The organism is Enterobacter cloacae complex sp. 372C4, from assembly GCF_050030615.1.
Taxonomy (GTDB): Bacteria; Pseudomonadota; Gammaproteobacteria; order Enterobacterales; family Enterobacteriaceae; genus Enterobacter; species Enterobacter intestinihominis.
Genome location: NZ_JBLGUQ010000001.1, coordinates 4,142,555 through 4,159,933 on the forward strand (window position 1 = coordinate 4,142,555; position 17,379 = coordinate 4,159,933).

The 17,379-nt window shown below is 51.6% G+C and carries 15 protein-coding genes and 1 pseudogene; 7 read left to right on the top strand and 9 right to left on the bottom strand.

Translation table 11 applies throughout. From position 1 onward, the window contains the following. Positions 1-261 precede the first annotated feature (261 nt). Together ACQG11_RS20205 and ACQG11_RS20210 are read right to left on the bottom strand one after the other, a co-directional pair. Positions 262-951 (bottom strand): SOS response-associated peptidase, encoded by a 690-nt coding sequence (locus ACQG11_RS20205; RefSeq protein ID WP_425968349.1) that lies wholly within the window; start codon positions 949-951, stop codon positions 262-264. Positions 952-1,213: 262 nt separating this feature from the next. After that, on the bottom strand, positions 1,214-1,453 hold the full coding sequence (locus tag ACQG11_RS20210) for a DinI family protein (protein WP_006808847.1): 240 nt from the start codon (positions 1,451-1,453) through the stop codon (positions 1,214-1,216). A 326-nt stretch (positions 1,454-1,779) separates the two neighbouring features. Between ACQG11_RS20210 and ACQG11_RS20215 the strand changes: the two genes are divergently transcribed. After that, positions 1,780-2,199, top strand: a complete 420-nt coding sequence (locus ACQG11_RS20215; RefSeq protein ID WP_426728711.1) for a translesion error-prone DNA polymerase V autoproteolytic subunit — start codon at positions 1,780-1,782, stop codon at positions 2,197-2,199. Between the two features lies 1 nt (position 2,200). Further along, positions 2,201-3,469: a Y-family DNA polymerase gene (locus ACQG11_RS20220; protein ID WP_426728712.1), complete on the top strand. Its 1,269-nt coding sequence runs from the start codon at positions 2,201-2,203 to the stop codon at positions 3,467-3,469. Positions 3,470-3,548: 79 nt separating this feature from the next. Here ACQG11_RS20220 and ACQG11_RS20225 read toward each other — a convergent pair. After that, positions 3,549-3,653, bottom strand: a pseudogene (locus tag ACQG11_RS20225) (ASCH domain-containing protein); the annotation flags it as partial. Positions 3,654-3,770: 117 nt separating this feature from the next. Between ACQG11_RS20225 and ACQG11_RS20230 the strand changes: the two are divergent. Continuing rightward, on the top strand, positions 3,771-4,532 hold the full coding sequence (locus ACQG11_RS20230; RefSeq protein WP_023300017.1) for an OBAP family protein: 762 nt from the start codon (positions 3,771-3,773) through the stop codon (positions 4,530-4,532). A gap of 74 nt (positions 4,533-4,606) precedes the next feature. Here ACQG11_RS20230 and ACQG11_RS20235 read toward each other — a convergent pair whose 3' ends face one another. From ACQG11_RS20235 to ACQG11_RS20245, 3 genes are all read right to left on the bottom strand, one after another. Continuing rightward, on the bottom strand, positions 4,607-7,915 hold the full coding sequence (locus tag ACQG11_RS20235) for an autotransporter outer membrane beta-barrel domain-containing protein (protein ID WP_426728713.1): 3,309 nt from the start codon (positions 7,913-7,915) through the stop codon (positions 4,607-4,609). 333 nt (positions 7,916-8,248) lie between these two features. Next, positions 8,249-9,214, bottom strand: a complete 966-nt coding sequence (locus tag ACQG11_RS20240) for a magnesium and cobalt transport protein CorA (RefSeq protein ID WP_022648001.1) — start codon at positions 9,212-9,214, stop codon at positions 8,249-8,251. Between the two features lie 121 nt (positions 9,215-9,335). Beyond that, positions 9,336-10,193: an alpha/beta hydrolase family protein gene (locus ACQG11_RS20245; protein ID WP_023306125.1), complete on the bottom strand. Its 858-nt coding sequence runs from the start codon at positions 10,191-10,193 to the stop codon at positions 9,336-9,338. Positions 10,194-10,559: 366 nt separating this feature from the next. On the opposite strand from ACQG11_RS20245, the gene ACQG11_RS20250 reads away from it, so the two are divergent. Continuing rightward, positions 10,560-10,925 carry a hypothetical protein gene (locus ACQG11_RS20250; RefSeq protein ID WP_063202045.1) on the top strand — a complete coding sequence of 122 codons (366 nt, stop codon included), beginning with the start codon at positions 10,560-10,562 and terminating at the stop codon, positions 10,923-10,925. Positions 10,926-10,935: 10 nt separating this feature from the next. Beyond that, a complete protein-coding gene (locus ACQG11_RS20255) occupies positions 10,936-13,032 on the top strand; it encodes a pyrroloquinoline quinone-dependent dehydrogenase (RefSeq protein WP_426728714.1) in 2,097 nt (698 codons plus the stop codon). A 74-nt stretch (positions 13,033-13,106) separates the two neighbouring features. Here the strand turns inward: ACQG11_RS20255 and ACQG11_RS20260 are convergent, their stop codons facing one another. Beyond that, positions 13,107-13,697 carry a DUF4142 domain-containing protein gene (locus ACQG11_RS20260; RefSeq protein WP_303756442.1) on the bottom strand — a complete coding sequence of 197 codons (591 nt, stop codon included), beginning with the start codon at positions 13,695-13,697 and terminating at the stop codon, positions 13,107-13,109. A 250-nt stretch (positions 13,698-13,947) separates the two neighbouring features. Here ACQG11_RS20260 and ACQG11_RS20265 point away from each other — a divergent pair, with 250 nt between their 5' ends. Both ACQG11_RS20265 and ACQG11_RS20270 read left to right on the top strand, forming a co-directional pair. Beyond that, on the top strand, positions 13,948-14,226 hold the full coding sequence (locus ACQG11_RS20265) for a DUF1471 domain-containing protein (RefSeq protein WP_003857380.1): 279 nt from the start codon (positions 13,948-13,950) through the stop codon (positions 14,224-14,226). A 307-nt stretch (positions 14,227-14,533) separates the two neighbouring features. After that, the gene (locus ACQG11_RS20270) at positions 14,534-14,707 is read left to right on the top strand and encodes a GnsA/GnsB family addiction module toxin (RefSeq protein ID WP_022648006.1); all 174 of its coding nucleotides are present in this window, start codon (positions 14,534-14,536) and stop codon (positions 14,705-14,707) included. 87 nt (positions 14,708-14,794) lie between these two features. Here the strand turns inward: ACQG11_RS20270 and ACQG11_RS20275 are convergent, their stop codons facing one another. Together ACQG11_RS20275 and ACQG11_RS20280 are read right to left on the bottom strand one after the other, a co-directional pair. Continuing rightward, positions 14,795-15,631 carry an alpha/beta fold hydrolase gene (locus tag ACQG11_RS20275; RefSeq protein ID WP_022648007.1) on the bottom strand — a complete coding sequence of 279 codons (837 nt, stop codon included), beginning with the start codon at positions 15,629-15,631 and terminating at the stop codon, positions 14,795-14,797. Between the two features lie 658 nt (positions 15,632-16,289). Next, positions 16,290-17,279, bottom strand: coding sequence for a 2-hydroxyacid dehydrogenase (locus ACQG11_RS20280; protein WP_155018860.1), 990 nt, complete (start codon positions 17,277-17,279; stop codon positions 16,290-16,292). Positions 17,280-17,379 lie beyond the last annotated feature (100 nt).

Genomic DNA, 17,379 nt, shown 5'->3' on the forward strand with positions numbered 1-17,379 from the left:
TGAGGACTACTTTGGAAAAGTCAGATTCACATTGCATCGAACCAACCACATCATTAAGGCACGTGTAGATCTTTTAAGCAAATCTTATTTTAGCCATCTGGGAGGCCATACAGATTTGATTAGCCAATCCAAATTTTTCCTGTGTCGTCAAATTTGATTTACAGCAAGGAAATAATTTGTCTCGTAAAATGACAGGAGTTGTCAAAGGTTTTGACTTCAATAGAGGGAAGGGTTTTATTATCCCATCTAAAAAGTGCAGGTCTAACTAAGATCAGATTTGATTTCTATTTGCTCTATCAAATTCCTCCCCTGGTTTTTTACATTTCCTACTGTACGCGTTACCGCATGCCAGACGAACTTATCGGTGGGCACTGCACCATCTGAAGCTATCTCTTCAGCTTCTTTCCCGCCAACATGCTGTCGCATCCACTCGCGTGCCGCTTCTGGTGACAAAACTAATGGCCTGCGGTCATGAATGTCGACGAGGCCTTTATCAGCCGCAGACGTCACAATCAGAAATCCCTCGGCTTCATCGCCGCGCTCAAACGGTGTGCTTCCGATCGCCGCCATAAAGATTGGCTGACCGTCGGCCCGGTGGATGAAGTAGGGTTGTTTCTTGTCACCTGACTTCTTCCATTCGAACCATCCATCGGCAAAACAGATCGCCCGGCCATGTTGCCACAGAGGTTTAAACATTCTGCTGGTGGCCGCGGTTTCTACACGTGCGTTAATCAGTGGTGCTTTGTTCCACCATCCAGGTGCGTAGCCCCAGAACACCGGATCGAGGTGCAGTAGTTCGTCGCGTTCGCTCAGCAGCAGGACTTTGGTACCGGGCGCGACGTTGTACCGGCCAATGGGGGCCGGGTCATACGCGATGTCGCGATCGCCTTCGTCGGCAAGGTAGGCCAGGTATTCTTCACGGGTTTGGGCTTGTGCAAAGCGTCCACACATAGAAACCTCCAGTCGGATGTCATACTCAAAGTATAGGGCAGGGATAAGTGACTTGATCGACATGCAAAAGCTGTATTTTGTACAAGATAACGCGAGAAAATGGGCAGAAATTCCGGGAGGCGTTTTTATCTTGCGGGCACGATCCGAGAAATGAACCGATGCTGGAGAACCGCGGGTGAGTGATTAAAGGCATTACTGGCTGAAAACAGAACCGGGCATTGCGCCCGGTTTTTCCCCGGTGGGCTGGTATTTGTTAACCTTGTTACTCTTGCGTCAGCCACATGTCCGACTCTTCAAACATTTCCTCAAGCATACGGTTCAGCTTTTCCCGGTCGCTTTTGCTGGCATCGCTATTCAGGCCATTCGCCTGCATTGGCTTAACCGTCACGCTGGCATCAGGAAAAATCCGGTGCACACGTTTTGTCAGTTCAGCCAGAATTATCTCCCTGGCTCCCTCCAGCCCCTGTACGTTTCGCTTGTCATAAACCAGTTCAACAAACATTATTTTTTCCCTATGAATATTAATTGTGCGATTCTGTCTGCACGTAAAAATACTACTGTATATGGGTACAGTCAAACGGCATTCCGGCTAAAGAAATGCCATGCCGCCCTTCACCTTGTTTATGTTGATGACAATCTATTCATTTAGCCTTTAAAACGAGCAGTCGAAGCGTTTAATCGTAAAATTTACAAAAACCATAATTTGAAGCCAGAGAGAAACTTACAAACGAAACGGTGAAGGTTTAAACAGTCGCTACGGTTCAGCTGCCTTGCGCGTGCTTCAAAACAAAACTACTGTATATAAAAACAGTATTAGAGGTATGCGTAATGGAATTTATCAGACCTACAGAACTGCGTGAGATTATCGCGCTTCCACTTTTCAGCGATTTAGTTCAGTGCGGATTCCCAAGCCCGGCTGCCGATTATGTGGAGCAGCGCATTGATCTTAATGAACTTCTGGTTGCCCACCCCAGCTCGACGTATTTCGTTAAAGCCGCGGGTGATTCAATGATTGAAGGGGGAATAAGCGACGGCGATTTACTGGTGGTCGATAGTTCCCGAACGGCTGAGCACGGCGATATCGTCATCGCCGCGGTGGAAGGGGAATTCACCGTTAAGCGCCTGCAACTGCCTCCTAATGTTCAACTCAATCCGATGAACAGCGCTTATTCACCGATTATCGTTGGCAGTGAAGACACGCTGGACGTTTTTGGTGTGGTCACTTTTATTGTTAAATCGGCCAGCTGATATGTTTGCGCTCTGTGATGTGAATTCATTCTATGCATCATGCGAGACGGTATTCAGGCCAGATTTGAGAGGCCGACCGGTGGTTGTCCTCTCAAATAACGACGGTTGCGTGATAGCGCGCAGCGCAGAGGCCAAAGCCGCTGGCGTTACCATGGGGGCGCCATACTTTAAGCAGAAAGACCTGTTCCGGCGCGCCGGCGTGGTTTGCTTCAGCAGTAACTACGAACTTTACGCTGACATGTCCAGCCGGGTAATGACCACGCTGGAAGAAATAAGCCCTCGCGTCGAAATATATTCCATTGATGAGGCCTTTTGTGATCTCACCGGGGTTCGTAATTGCCGGGACCTGACTGATTTTGGCAAGGAGATCCGCGAAACGGTTTTGAAGCGTACGCACCTGAAGGTCGGCGTTGGCATAGCCCAGACGAAGACGCTGGCGAAGCTGGCAAATCACGCGGCGAAGAAATGGCAGCAGCAGACGGGTGGGGTGGTTGATTTATCCAATATCGACCGCCAGCGCCGGTTGTTGGCTATCGTGCCTGTAGAGGACGTATGGGGCGTGGGCAGGCGCATCAGCAAGAAGCTCAATGCGATGGGTATCAAAACGGCGCTGGATCTCTCAGAGCAGAGCACGTGGATTATCCGCAAGCACTTCAATGTAGTGCTGGAGCGAACGGTCCGGGAGCTGCGCGGCGAGCCGTGCCTCGATCTGGAAGAGTTTGCACCGACAAAGCAGGAGATCGTCTGTAGTCGGTCATTCGGTGAGCGCGTGACAGAATACAAGCAGGTGCGCCAGGCTATATGCAGCTATGCGGCCCGTGGCGCTGAGAAGTTACGTGGCGAGCACCAGTATTGCCGCTTTATCTCGGCGTTCGTAAAGACCTCTCCGTTCGCTCTGAACGAACCCTATTACGGCAACAGTGCCTCAATGACGCTTCTCACACCCACTCAGGACTCCCGCGACATTATCAACGCCGCGGTAAAGTGCCTCGACAAAATCTGGAAGGAGGGCCACCGCTACCAGAAAGCCGGCATTATGCTCGGGGACTTCTTCAGCCAGGGCGTTGCCCAGCTCAATTTGTTTGACAATAGCGCGCCGCGTGCCGGAAGTGAAAAGCTGATGGAAGTGCTGGATCGTCTGAACGCGAAAGATGGAAAGGGTACGCTTTATTTTGCCGGGCAGGGCATACAGCAGCAATGGCAGATGAAGCGTGAAATGCTTTCGCCGCGGTATACGACCCGGTATTCAGATTTACTGAGAATTCGATGAATGTTAATGGCTGTTTTGTGCCAGAAGCGGACATTGATATAAATGGCAATTGATCAAACGCCAGCCCCTTTACTTTGTCCTACAGGATCTCAACCACTTCAAACTCTTCTGCGATCAACTCCATATCTTCAGAAAAATGGCCTTCGCGGCTGAAAAATCTCTGATGCTCTTTCTGCCAGTATTTAAATGGTGTTCTTAAACGGAACGTACGCCAGTTTGCCGGATGGTTTAATAAAAACTCTCCTGGCGTGTCTGCGCGAATGTACTACTTTCAGTAAAGTGACTTTTACAGGGAGGGTCAATGAAACCATTATCGCTTTTATTATTGTCGAGCCTGACGTTGGTGGGTTGTGGCGCGAACAATACCCCTTCAAATACGCCTGTTCCGGGTGTAAAAACCTCCGTCGGGACGAGCACGCTTGAAGCCGGTGCTCAGCTTATCCAGTCCCGTCCGCCCATTGATGCAATGAGTGCCTACCTTGACGGTTTCCATTTTTATAGCGGGGATAAAAATGGCCAGATGGAAGCCCATCATTATGTAACCGTGTTGAATGAAGACGTGATGCAGGCGGTGATCTACGACGGTAACACCAAAGATGCCCGTTTAATGGGCGTTGAGTACATTATTAGTGAGCGTTTGTTTAACACACTGCCGCCGGAAGAAAAAAAATTGTGGCACAGCCATCAATATGAAGTGAAATCCGGCAGCCTGATTGCTCCAGGTTTACCTGCAGTGGCTGACAAAGCATTGATGAGCAAAATTGTGAATACCTACGGCAAGACCTGGCATACCTGGCACACCGACCGCGATAAAAAGCTGCCGCTCGGCATTCCGGCACTGATGATGGGCTTTACCGGGGAAGGGCAGTTAGACCCTAAACTTCTGGCGGACAGAGATCGACGCTTTGACGTGAGCACGCAAGCCATCAAAGAAGAACGTAAGGATATTGTGGCGCACCCAGTTGCTAAGGGAGCGGATGCCTGGCAACGTGGTGAAGAGATCCAGCTTAAGCGGGTTAAAGGTTCAGGTGAGCATGGCCAGGGCGACACAAGCCATTTTTGATATCAAAAGCCTTCAGGAATACCCCGGCAACGCCGGGGATAGGGCCAGTCCTATTATTTTCTCGTCCTCAGGCATCAGAAACGCCATGTGGCTGAAAGATTACCTGCAATCGAGTCATAGCCAGAACGAAACATTTCGCTTTCAACCCCGATGCCCAATTCGACATCAGCGTTGATTTTATAGCTCATACCTGCCTTAACACCCAGAGTGTCACGACCAGTCACCTGATTCCTGGAACTAAACCCTGTGCTTCGATAGTTGGCGAAAGAGGCTTGTTGCACTACGTTGCCATCAAGCAGTTCATGATCCCAGGTGAGCTGCAGCTCAGCTGCGAACGATGCCCCTGAAGCGAGGGGTACATTCCAGTTACCATTCACCCCGATACTTGATCTCAGAGAATCGAAGGTCTGCGAACCCAGCATCAGTCGGCTGCCGTCATTGCCGCTTTCCTTCACGCCGGGACGATGTAATGTGGTGTAATTCAATGACGTTACCGGTCCGGCGTTCACATTATTATTCAGCGCCCATCGATAGCCTCCGCCGGCCGTAACAGAACCTGACAATCCGGTCCAGGTGGCATGGTGGCTTGCTCCGTAAGTTTCTACATTAATGTTTCTGTCCAGCCAGCTGTCTTCAATACCCAATCGGCCAGTGCCGAATAAATACATTCCTTCGGACCTTTCAGCGCCGTAACGAGCATGAACACCCAGATCGAAAGCAGTGGTTTTCCCGGTTGCGGTTTCTGGTGATTTCACCGTCACCGACTGACCGCTGACCGCACCATGAAAGCCATAAATCCAGTTGTGATTCTCATCGTTTTGTTTTTCAGCACCGAATACAATGCCATAACTGCTGGCGTCGTACCCTACACTGTCACCCTGACGCTGTTGCCAGAAGCCGCCGCCAAAGGGTATGGCAAAGCTGCGCCATTCGCCTTCCGTCAGTTGCTTCGGCATAACCACAGGATTTGGCCCGCCAACGATCCGCGCTATCTGCTGTTCACGCTGCAGGGAACTTGCGAACATGGCGCTGTAGGCGCCCGCAGAAAGTTGCGGCAAGGCATTGCTGATACTCCCGCCATCAGTGGCTGAGAAATCCAGAGTACGGTACAGCGGTTGTATATCCGACTTAGCTTCCGCCACAATTTTATCCAGCGCTTGCCCTACCTGCCGCGCATTAGCGTCCTGCGCATACCGGCTGTATGCGTTTGAAGCGCGCAGCATTGAGAGCTGCCAGCCATTCTTTCCCTGTGGCGTTGTTTGCAGCGTTAGCGTGGGTGAACGGAGCACACTGTTCACCGCACTGAAATTGCCGTCGGAAGCGTCCGTTTTTAGCAAATCTTGCGTATTCAGACGCCAGTTTGTTGCGTACCAGTCCGGCTGCGGCGCAAACGTCAGTTGACCGTCAAATTGTGCGTGACCGTCCACTTGCAGAGTATCATGCCTGCCGCGCCCGTCGACTTCCAACAACAACTGCCCGGTATTCCCCTGTTGATAAGCACCGGATATTTTGATTTGCCCAAGTGAATTACCCGGCGCAAGGATCCCGTTATTTACAAAGCGGCCTTCCTCATTAAGCGTATAGCTGGCGTTGCCGGACAGGCTGGCACCTGGCGCGATAGTCATGCTGTAAATCTGGAAATCGCCATTAAGCGAGGTTTTCCCTCCGTGCGCGTCCAGTGCCAGATTATTGATACCTTCAATGTTTCCGCGGTACGTAAAGCTGAAATCAGCATCGGCAGCTTCCGTCGCTTGCCCGTACGCATTGGCCTTCCGACCGAAGGTAAGCAGCGTTAACCGCTGTTGGCCATAGTCATCCCGCTGGGCGTAGTCCGAATAAATATCACCCTCCAGCCGGGCACCCGTTAATATATTTATATTACCGACCAGCGCGTTCGGTGATATATAAATCGCCGCGCCTTTACCGGCAACCCGTCCGCTGATGTCGGCATTGTCTACCAGCGCTCCCTGCAACTCGGGTAATAACGCATCGTAATAGCCGTCCACGATATGAAGCCAGGATCCGCGATAGTCCACCTCGTTACCCAGGAGGTTATTGCCAAAATCAAAACTGATACCGACGCCACTGGCTCCCAGTGCCTGAACGTCGCCACGTTGAATAAGGCTGTGCTGTTTACCGTAGGCAAACATCACCCCACGGCCATTAACGCCATCGGCGTATATCCGTACACCGGGATCGATGCTCAGGGTGTTATTTTGCCCATCTATACGGATGCCCGCGCCGCCAGCCCCTGACGTCAACAGGTCCGCTTGTTGAAAGATATGGTTATTACTGCCATACACATGCAGGCCAACTCCCAGATTAGCGGTATTGTATTGACCAGCCAGATAGCCATCCGCCTGCTGATTACGCTGAAAATAGCCATTGCGGTTAACGAGCGTTTGCCCGTTGCCATATAGCGAAAAACCGAAAAAGTTACGCCGGTCAATCTGATATCCCATATCCTGCAGCAACGCCAGTTCCGCTTCCATAAACGTGGTGTAATTGCGGTAGTTCTGATGGCTCATCATGCTGTTTTTCAGCTCGATATGGCTCATGTAGTTATCATCGACCGAGCCGTCGTCTGCTAACATTTTCACCGGCACGCCAGGCATGGCGCCTGCAAGGACTTCATCCACATGCCTGCCGGTGAAATAGCCTTTATCAAGCCGTACATCAAAGCCTTGTGGATCCCATCTGTTATTGCATCCATTACACAATATTACTTGCCCTGGCCGGGCAGGATTGCCACGGTCATCGCGCAGATGGCTGGTCCAGGAGCCAAAAGGCACGGTATCGAAAGCGGGCGTGAATGTGCCACTTCCTTGCAGATCGGTAACCATATTGGATATTCCCAGTCCATGGGCCAGCTCATGAACAGCGACGCTGACCAGATCGGCCTTTCCAGTGCGCGGCAATTGCGCGGGCACATAGGGAACGTTATCAAAATCCAGTTTGCCCATGATGAACTGGGCGTGGGAACCAAAGGTCAGCTCTCCGGTATCAATGCCGTTCAATGCGCCTTGCAACTGCGTCAGACTTATAATGCCGTCGGTAACTGAATCGCTGGAACCTGCGGCATTCTCGTCGTTAAACGTCCCCACATTGATAATGGCAGGCAGTTGCCCCGGGCTGGGGGTAATAACCTCAGCCCAGTAACGCATAGCGTCGAGTATTTTTTCTTTTTGTTGCTGGCCAAGATCCCATGTTGACACAGACGCATTCGGCCAGTCCGGCATAAAGGGGCCATCGCCAACATTAAAGAAACGCACTTCAAATACCGCAATATTATGTGGGTTATAGACCAGATAGCTTTCTCCTGCATACGGATTATTACTGACAAATAAACCCGTTAATGCAGCCGTCATAAAAACCCTTTTCATATTAACCATCCATGTGTGAAAAAATAATGTTTACGTCCGTCAATATAAATTCACATCTGAGCTCAATGAATCATAAACAAATATAATAATTATCGATGTGGTTTGATAATTTAGAATAACGAGTGACCTTGCCCTGTGATAGCCTCGTTTTTCAGGATTTTATAAACGGTGGAGCGGGCGATCCCGGATTGAGCAACCGGGTCCCGGTGAACAGGAATGTACCGACATATGCAGGGGAAATAACGGATAGGGTATGGTGTCGTGGCATAATCGACATAAGCGTGAGGCTTTACTGTACTTCACGACACCAAAAACTATCAGATCGCTTATCAATCAAAGCCAGCGAGAGCGTTTGAGCCGAAGCCACAGTAATACACAGGCTCCCAGCGTGACAGCGACCGTAGCCGGATAGCCAAAGAGCGTCTTCAGTTCCGGCATATGTTCGAAGTTCATACCATACATGCTAAAGACTACCGTCGGGATCACGAGGATGGCCCCCCAACCGGCCAGTTTCTTCACGACTTCGTTTTGCTGCACTGAAACCAGTGCCAGGTTAACGTGCATCGCGCTGCTTAGCAGCTCACGCATGTCATTTACATCCGTTACTACATGGCTTGCGTGATCCTGAATATCTCTGAAATACGCCCTGAGGGGTTTTGGAATAAGTTCTTCATGAATGCGGATAAGCTCTGTACAGATTTCTTCTACTGGCTGAGCGGCGTTGCGAAGCCCGAGTAGATTACGGCGGAGGGAATACACGTCCTGAATAGCTTCACGGTCAAATTCACTGTGAAAAAGTGTCGCTTCTATATCACCAATTTTGGTGTTGAGGCGCGCAGTCAGCTCTGCATAACTGTCAACAATAAAATCCAGAATACAGTAAAGAGGATAAGCCGGACCGTACGAAAGCATGTCCGGGGCCTCAGCAGCACGGGCGCGTATAGGTGCATAGCTCACTGAAGCACCATGACGCACCGTAATGAGGAAGTTTCGGCCCACAAACAAATGCGTTTCGCCAAACTCAATATTGTCGTCCTGTCCACTGACGGTTTTTACAACGATAAATGCCGAGCTGCCATAACGCTCTATTTTAGGCCGCTGATGTGCATTAAGCGCATCCTCAACGGCCAGATCGTGCAGACCGAACTCCTCCTGGACTTTGTACATAAACGCAGGTTCAGGCTGCCAAAGCCCCAGCCAGATAAACGCATCGGTATCCTGGATGACTTCACTGATATCCTCAATATCTACGGTTTCGGCGGGGTGGCCTGAACGGTAGACCATACAGTTAACAATCATTTCCTGACTATCCCTTAAGCATGTGTCTAAGAAGCTTAACCATTTCCGTTAAATTTCCAAATTTTTATGCCGGCAGGTTTTAATATGTTGAATACTCAGAAAGGTCATGTTCACGCGTCGTTCAATCCGGGCACTGACTCTCCAGCCATTGACCGACGACGGGCCATAATTTCTCCGCACATCGCGTACGAAAAAATCCCATATGCCCAATGGACGAAAGACCAAACTCTGCGTGCCGTATCTCGCAGCGTTCTATTTTTGCTTGTTGCACCGGCTCCATCAGCCGTGCAATAGCTTCACGGTTAGCCCAGGGATCGTCATCAAATCCCATTACCAGCACGGGTAGGGTGATCTCACTTGCCCGTTGGCGTGCATTCCAGTGTGGATCATCGTAGAAATATCCAGGCATTGCGCTCCAGCGCCCCCATTGAAGCATGACTGGCGCAGGTAAATCTTCACCCAGCCCCAGGCGCCTGGCAGGCATGTAACCGAAGATACGGCACAGAATCGGAGCCAGAACACGTAATACGCACCAGACACGCACCTTTTCTGTGGTGCGTTTGATGGTGCTCGTCACCCCGGCATGTGAGGCTACAATGACCGCAGCTTGCAGGGCGTGGGTGGCTGTTGAAAGCAGAACGGCATGCCCGCCCACACTGTGTCCTACCGCCAACAGGCTAAGCTCTGGAAAATGTGCTTTAGCCCAGGCGGTTATACATCCGACGTCCTGGTCGATCCAGTCAGACATCGAAACGCGGTAAGTACGGACCAGCCCGGATTTAGAGAGGCCGGTGCCGCGATAATCGTATGTAAGGACGTTGAATCCTCTGTTAAAAAGATATTCTGCGAATCCCTTATAAAACCCCTGTACAACCGCCGTTGCCGGATGAAGGAGCACTATCGCTTTGGCATCGCTTCTTTCCCAAATTGTGGCTGCCAGAAATCCACCTTCATTGACGGGTATTATGACTGAACGCATTCATAGAGCCTTATTTATGTGGTCATACCAGTTATGCCTGAATTAAATCTAGCCTTTACTACCCCATCTGGCGATTTTTTTACACCCCAGCGTTTGTCCCTCGCTCAAAGCAGACAATAAACCTCGCCCGAGCGTTTTTAGCGAAACACACTGCCTTATGGGCTCAACGTGAGGAAGGGTACTCGCCGGATAAACGCCCCTTTAAAAAATCCTCTTCTATACTCAGTTACGTTTAGGGAAATATGCCACCGTTTTTCACGTCGCGTTGTTTTAATAGCCATTGCACGCGCGAACAGCAGGGACATATATCCACGAAAACGCCTTAATGTTGGTCCATTTTGCATTTTTTAGAGGGGGATTCCTGGTATGTTGCATTCTCAATATTCGCGCGTCGGCACTATTTTGCTGCTGTTGGCCGCGGTTATAGGCTTCGCGGTGGCGCTATACGCCTGGTGGACGCCGCTTACCGGCGTCACAGGCACCATTGGCGCACTGGGCGTGGCCATTGCCAGCGCGGTGCTGGCGATACTGATCTTTGTGTTACGTGCGGCATCGGGGCGCGGGGCGCGTGTTTTCCTGATTATTGTCACCCTGGTGGTGTTGGCGGGTATTGGTTTTGCCGCCGCGCTGCTGCACCAGTACATCATAACGGCAGCCATGGTGGTCGGCCTGATTGGTCTGATTATGCTGAGCAGCCATTCCGCCCGTTACAACCATTCCGTCAGAACCTGAGGAGCCGCCCGTGCATAACGATAAGCATTATCCCTTCATAAAAGTCAGCATGACGGCGCTGGCGCTGCTGGTCACCCCGTTCGCGCTGCAGGCGCAGGATAAAGCCGCTGAGGCCTCTCAGGGGACCCAGGAATCACTGAATATTGATGCGGCCGATCAGCAGGCGCCTGGAACCACAAAAACCACAGACGATGCCTCAACCGGTAGCGGTGACGGAAAGAAAGTCGCCTCGGCCAGCCAGCCAGCGACGCCGCTGGTGCCCAGCACGCCAACCTGGGACAGCTTCCACGGCCAGCTTAACGCGCAGAAATACAGCCCGCTTACCCAGATCACGGCGGATAACGTCAGTAAATTAACGAAAGTCTGGGAGTTCCATACCGGCGACGTCTCGGATGGTAAAGGTGATACGCCAGCGACCGTGTGGTCCGCAACGCCCATTTTCGCTAACGACACGCTCTACATCGGTACCCCTTTCGATCGCCTGATTGCGCTGGATCCGGGCACGGGTAAAGAGAAGTGGCACTATGACACCAAATCGTCGCGCAAGGCACTGACCCAGCCGGTGCTGAAAAACCGCGGCGTTTCCTACTGGCAGGCCAAAAATCCGGTGAAGGGAGAGGCGTGCCAGAAGATGGTCTATATGGGCACCGTTGACGGCAAGCTCTTTGCGCTGGACGCCGATTCAGGCAAACCGTGCAGCGGCTTTGCGGACAATGGGGTGCTGGATCTGAATCAGTGGAACACCGTTAACGCCAAGTATCCGCTCTCTGTCCTGCAACCGCCAACCGTCGTCGGCAACCATCTGCTGGTGGGTTGGGCCGGGAAAGACTGGGCCTATGCCGAAGCGCCTCCGGGTACCGTATTTTCTGTCAACGCCCAGACCGGCAAGCTTGAATGGACCTTTGAGGCGATACCGGCAGAGATCCGCAAGCGTACCGGTACCGCCAACGTCTGGACGCACATGTCCGCCGATGAGGCCAATGGGCTGGTCTATCTCCCGGTCTCATCGCCGTCTCCCAACTATTGGGGCGGCAACCGCGTCGACGCAATTCCGCTTGGCACCTCCACCACCGCGCTGGACATCAACACCGGTAAAGTGGTCTGGTCCCGTCAGTGGGTACACCACGACGTCTGGGATTACGACATCAACTCTGCCCCGACGCTGATGGATATCACCGTAGACGGCAAGCAGATCCCGGCGCTGGTTCAGGCCACCAAGCAGGGCTTCCTGTTTGTGGTTAACCGCCTGACCGGGGAGGACGTATGGCCAATCGAAGAGCGTCCGGTTCCGCAGGGTGATGGTTCGGTCCAGGGCGAAGTTCTCTCGCCTACACAGCCGTTCCCGACCAAACCTGCGCCGCTGCTCGACCAGTCGAAAAAGCCGGAAATCTGGAAGCTGGCGGATATCGTCGGTGGCGGCCAGTGCTCTCGCCTGTGGGATAACCTGACCTATGAGGGAATGTATACTCCGCCTACCACCAAAGGCGAAGGCACGCTCACCTATCCCGATAGCGCCGGCGGCGTGCAGTGGGGCGGGGTGGCGTTCGATCCGCAAAAACAGATCGCCATCGTCAACACCTCGCATATCGTTCAGTACGTGAAGCTCTACAGCCGTGAGGATTACGATAACGCGGACAAAGACTCCGGCAACGAAAGCGGCTTTGCCCCACAGGAAGGCGCCCCGTACGGTATGCGTCTGCTGGTGGCGAGCAACTGGCTGGGCATGCCGTGCTGGCAGCCGCCATTTGGCGAAATCGTGGCGATAGACATGCACACGGGCGATGTGAAATGGCGTCGTCCGGTTGGCGCCTCACAGCAGTATGGCTTCTTCATGCCGGAAAGCTGGGGTTCGCCTACCATTGGTGGCCCGGCCGTGACGGCGGGTGGCGTGATCTTCATCGGTGCTTCAATGGATGCCAAAGTGCGTGCCTACTCGGTAGAGAGCGGTGAGGAGCTGTGGTCCGATCAGGCAGAAGCGCCAGCGGTAGCGAACCCGTCCGTGTATGAATATAAGGGTCGGCAGTATGTGGCCTTCGTGGCTGGCGGGAACACGATCCTGAAGGATCAGGTGGGCGATCAGGTGGTTGTTTACGCCTTGCCGGAATAATTCACCTGGAAGGGAAAAATGAAGTGGGGCCTGTGGGCCCCACGTTATTTTGCAGTAGTCGTTTTACCGACGCGTTATTTATCGGCTGATGCGCCGGAGTGGGTTGACATCTGCTCGGCGGACTTCAGGTGCTGCTCAACCACCGGCGTGTGCTCGTTGGCCAGCGCCTTCACATCCGGATCGTCGATTTTACTGGCGTCGTTTTTAAGCTTCGACAGCACCTTCTCGTGGTCTTTCACACCGGCATATTCCATATACATCTTGTCAAAAGCGTCACCGCGCTGGTTTTCCAGCCTTGAGTTCAGGGCTTTATGGGCGGCGTCTGGCTCGGTCGGCAGCTCTACGCCCTTTTTCTGGGCAACGGCCTGCACTTTGGTCAGGGCGGCGCCGTGGTCGTCGACCATTTTCTGGGCGAATGTTTTCACTTCACTGGTCTGGGCCTTGTCCAGGGCGAGCCTGGCGGCGGCGACTTCGTTGATATTGGCCTGCGCCATGTCCTTTAACGCTTTCTCGTCGCCGGAGCTGAGTCTGGCGTCCGGTTGAGCCTGGCCCGCAGCGTTAGTTTGCGCGGCGCTTGTCGTCTGGGCTTGTACGCCAACGGTGCTGAACATTGCTGCAACTGCTGATACGGCTAGCAGCCTTTTCAGGGTTTTACTCGTGTGCATATTGTTCTCCTGATGGTCATGGTACAGGTAAGTTTCGGTTACCTAACGCGCAACCGGGCAGATAAATGCTAACTGCACAGGTCAGTATAGTAGATGAACCTGCTGTAATCGCAGGTTGCGTCAGAGAGGGCAGGTAATAATGCTCAATAAGGCGACGCTTATCACTCAGTCTCTCTACGACATTGGCACGGATCATTCCCATATTTGATGCTAATGTTAAATAGATAGATTTATTAACAGGAGGAATGATATGAAAAAAGCACTATTAGGGAGTGTATTGGCTTTAACAGTTGCAAGCTTTGGCGCATCTGCGGCAGATATGATTTCCAAAGATGAAGCGCACCACTTCAAACTTGAATACCTGGGCAATGTATCTGTAGGGGCTTCAGGTGGACAAATTTCTTCACCTTCAGATCTTCATCAAAAACTCTCGAAACTGGCAGATGAGAAGGGCGGGAAATACTATGTCATCATCGCCGCTCGAGAGCATGGCCCTAACTTCCAGGCCGTAGCAGAAGTCTTCAAATAATCTTTCCGAATAACGCAGAAACCCGCTCATGGCGGGTTTTTTGCTTATAGGGAGCAAAAAAAATGCCCCTGGTGCGGGGCGAGTTTGAGTCAAATCTTTTCTTATGTTTATGTGCTCTAAGGCGTTGGCACAATAACAGCTTATTCAAATAATGCAATCTAAATGCATATTTAAATGCAATGGCCCCATCTGCCCCTCATCTCAAGGTGAAGGCAGCATACGTAACGCAGATAGTCTACGCTTTACATAGGGTTATGGTTAAAACCAGTTAGATACTGGAAACAGTAAACGGCCGCAAGAGGTAAATATGAAAGTTGACGCAATGACGCAAAAGGCAGAGGAAGAAATTTCAGCGCTTATAGCCAAAAAAATTGCAGAATTACGAAAAAAAACAGGGCAGGAAGTATCTGAAATTGAGTTTATCGCTCGTGAGGCCATGACAGGCCTGGAGGGGTATGAAGTAAAAATCAAACTCCTGTAAGCGTTTCTTCCTGAAATGGTCGCTCAATTCTTGCCGCAAAAGAGAACCGGGCGTGGTGCCCGGTTGTTTTATGGATAATCAACGTCTTTATGAGCGAATAAACGTCAGGATATCGGCATTTATGGTATCTGCATGCGTGGTATGCATCCCATGCGGGAAGCCTGGATAGATTTTAAGCTCGCTGTTTGCGAGCAGCTTATCCTGAAGAAGGGAGGCATTTTTATACGGGACGACCTGATCGTCATCACCCTGCAACACCAGGACGGGAACCGTGATGGCTTTGAGATCGTCCGTCTGGTCGGTTTCTGAAAATGCCTTAATGCCATCATAGTGGGCTTTGGCGCTACCGATCATACCCTGACGCCACCAGTTCTGGATTGTTCCCTGCGAAACCTCTGCTCCGTCTCGGTTAAATCCATAGAAAGGACCGCTGGCGACGTCGAGGTAAAACTGGGCGCGGTTAGCGGCCAGCGCCTGGCGGAAGCCGTCGAACACTTCAATGGGCGTACCGCCGGGGTTCGTGTCTGATTTTACCATCAGCGGAGGAACGGCGCTGACAAGTACCGCTTTGGCCACTCGCCCCTGAGGCTGGCCGTACTTCGCAACGTATCTGGCGACCTGGCCTCCGCCGGTGGAGTGGCCGACGTGCACGGCATTACGCAAATCAAGGCTTTCGACCACGGCTGATGCGTCGGAGGCATAATGATCCATATCATGACCTTCACTCACCTGATCGGAACGACCATGACCACGACGGTCGAGGGCGATGACGCGGAAGCCTTCTGCAAGGAAAAAGAGCATCTGGTTATCCCAGTCATCGGCGCTCAGCGGCCAGCCGTGATGGAAAACGATCGGCTGCGCATCCTTCGGACCCCAGTCTTTGTAATAAATACTGACACCATCTTTCGTTGTTACGAATGCCATATTTCAGACTCCTCTGCTAATGGCAACATGTGTGAAGGCTAAGTAAATAGCCCAGCATTTAGGGACGTAATAAAACTGACTTATATTAATCTTATTACTGATATATCCGCTTAAAGTGTAGAAGGGTTCCTGAAAACAGTTATAGATTAATTTTGTATGGTCATTATTTATTTTTAAACGAAATATCCCCTAAACCAGCCGGGGCACTGTGTTATTTTTCTCGCGTGGTGAATCCCCCTGTGCGGAGGGGCTAAACAGCACGTGTAGCTTAGGCAATCAGTAGCGGGTCAAGGTGGCTGACCAACGACTCACCGGGAGGCACCCGGCACCACACATACGTTAAAGCTTGTATCTCGCTGAATTTATTAGGGATGGTGTATGAAGTTGGGCTTTTTGGCTGGAGCAGTGCTGGCAACCTGGTTGTCTTTAACCTACCCGACGCAAATGAGAGCTGTTTTTGAACAACTGGTTACGATAGTGCAGCAAATCACGCAGCCTTCAGCAGAGCCTCATTCTGATATGGTCACACCGGAACAGTCATATCCTTGATTGTTATATTTACGATGAACGTTAGCCATCTTAATAGTTAACCTGTGCTTATTTTCTGATGGGCTTATTATTGGCCGGGCAGAGGTTACCGCCACCCGGCCTGACGATCTTAAACGATCGCGTTAGGGCACGCTTCGCCCTGTTCAAGCTGCTGTAAATTCCCCAGCGTGGTTTCCGAAATACTGATCAGCGCTTCGGCGGTCAGAAACGCCTGGTGGCCGGTGAACAACACGTTGTGGCAGGCCGACAGGCGACGGAACACGTCGTCCTGAATCACGTCGTTAGATTTATCCTCAAAGAACAGATCGCGTTCGTTCTCATACACGTCCATACCCAACGCGCCGATTTTTTGCGTTTTCAACGCTTCGATAGCGGCCTGAGAGTCGATCAGTCCGCCGCGGCTGGTATTGATGATCATCACGCCGTCTTTCATCTGGTCGAACGCCGACTGGTTAAGCAGGTGATAGTTTTCAGGAGTCAGCGGGCAGTGCAGGGAGATAACATCAGACTGCGAGAAGAGCGTTTTCAGATCGACATACTCCACGCCCAGCTCCAGCGCAGCGGCGCTTGGGTACGGATCAAACGCCAGCAGGCGCATGCCAAATCCTTTCAGGATGCGTAGGGCGGCCACACCAATTTTGCCGGTACCGATCACGCCTGCGGTTTTACCGTACATAGTAAAGCCGGTCAGCCCTTCAAGAGAGAAGTTGGCATCACGGGTACGCTGATAGGCACGGTGAATACGACGGTTGAGCGACATCATCATCCCGACCGCATGTTCTGCCACGGCTTCCGGAGAATAGGCCGGAACGCGAACAACCTTCAGACCCAGCTCTTTGGCGGCATCGAGATCGACGTTGTTAAAGCCCGCGCAGCGCAGAGCAATGTATTTCACGCCCTGTTTTTTCAACTCTTCCAGTACCGGTCGGCTACCGTCATCGTTAACGAAGATACACACGCCTTCGCAGCCGTGGGCGGTTTTAGCCGTCTTTTCAGTCAGCAGAAAGTCGAAAAATTCAAGATCGAAACCGTACGTCTCGTTAACATGTTGCAGATACTTTTTGTCGTACTGCTTTGTGCTATATACCGCGAGTTTCATAAGACTTTCTCCAGTGATTTTGGAACCACGTTAGCATGTTTAAAATTATCTTACAATTTTTCAAAATTCATTGAAATCAATAAGTTCTATGAATTATTGT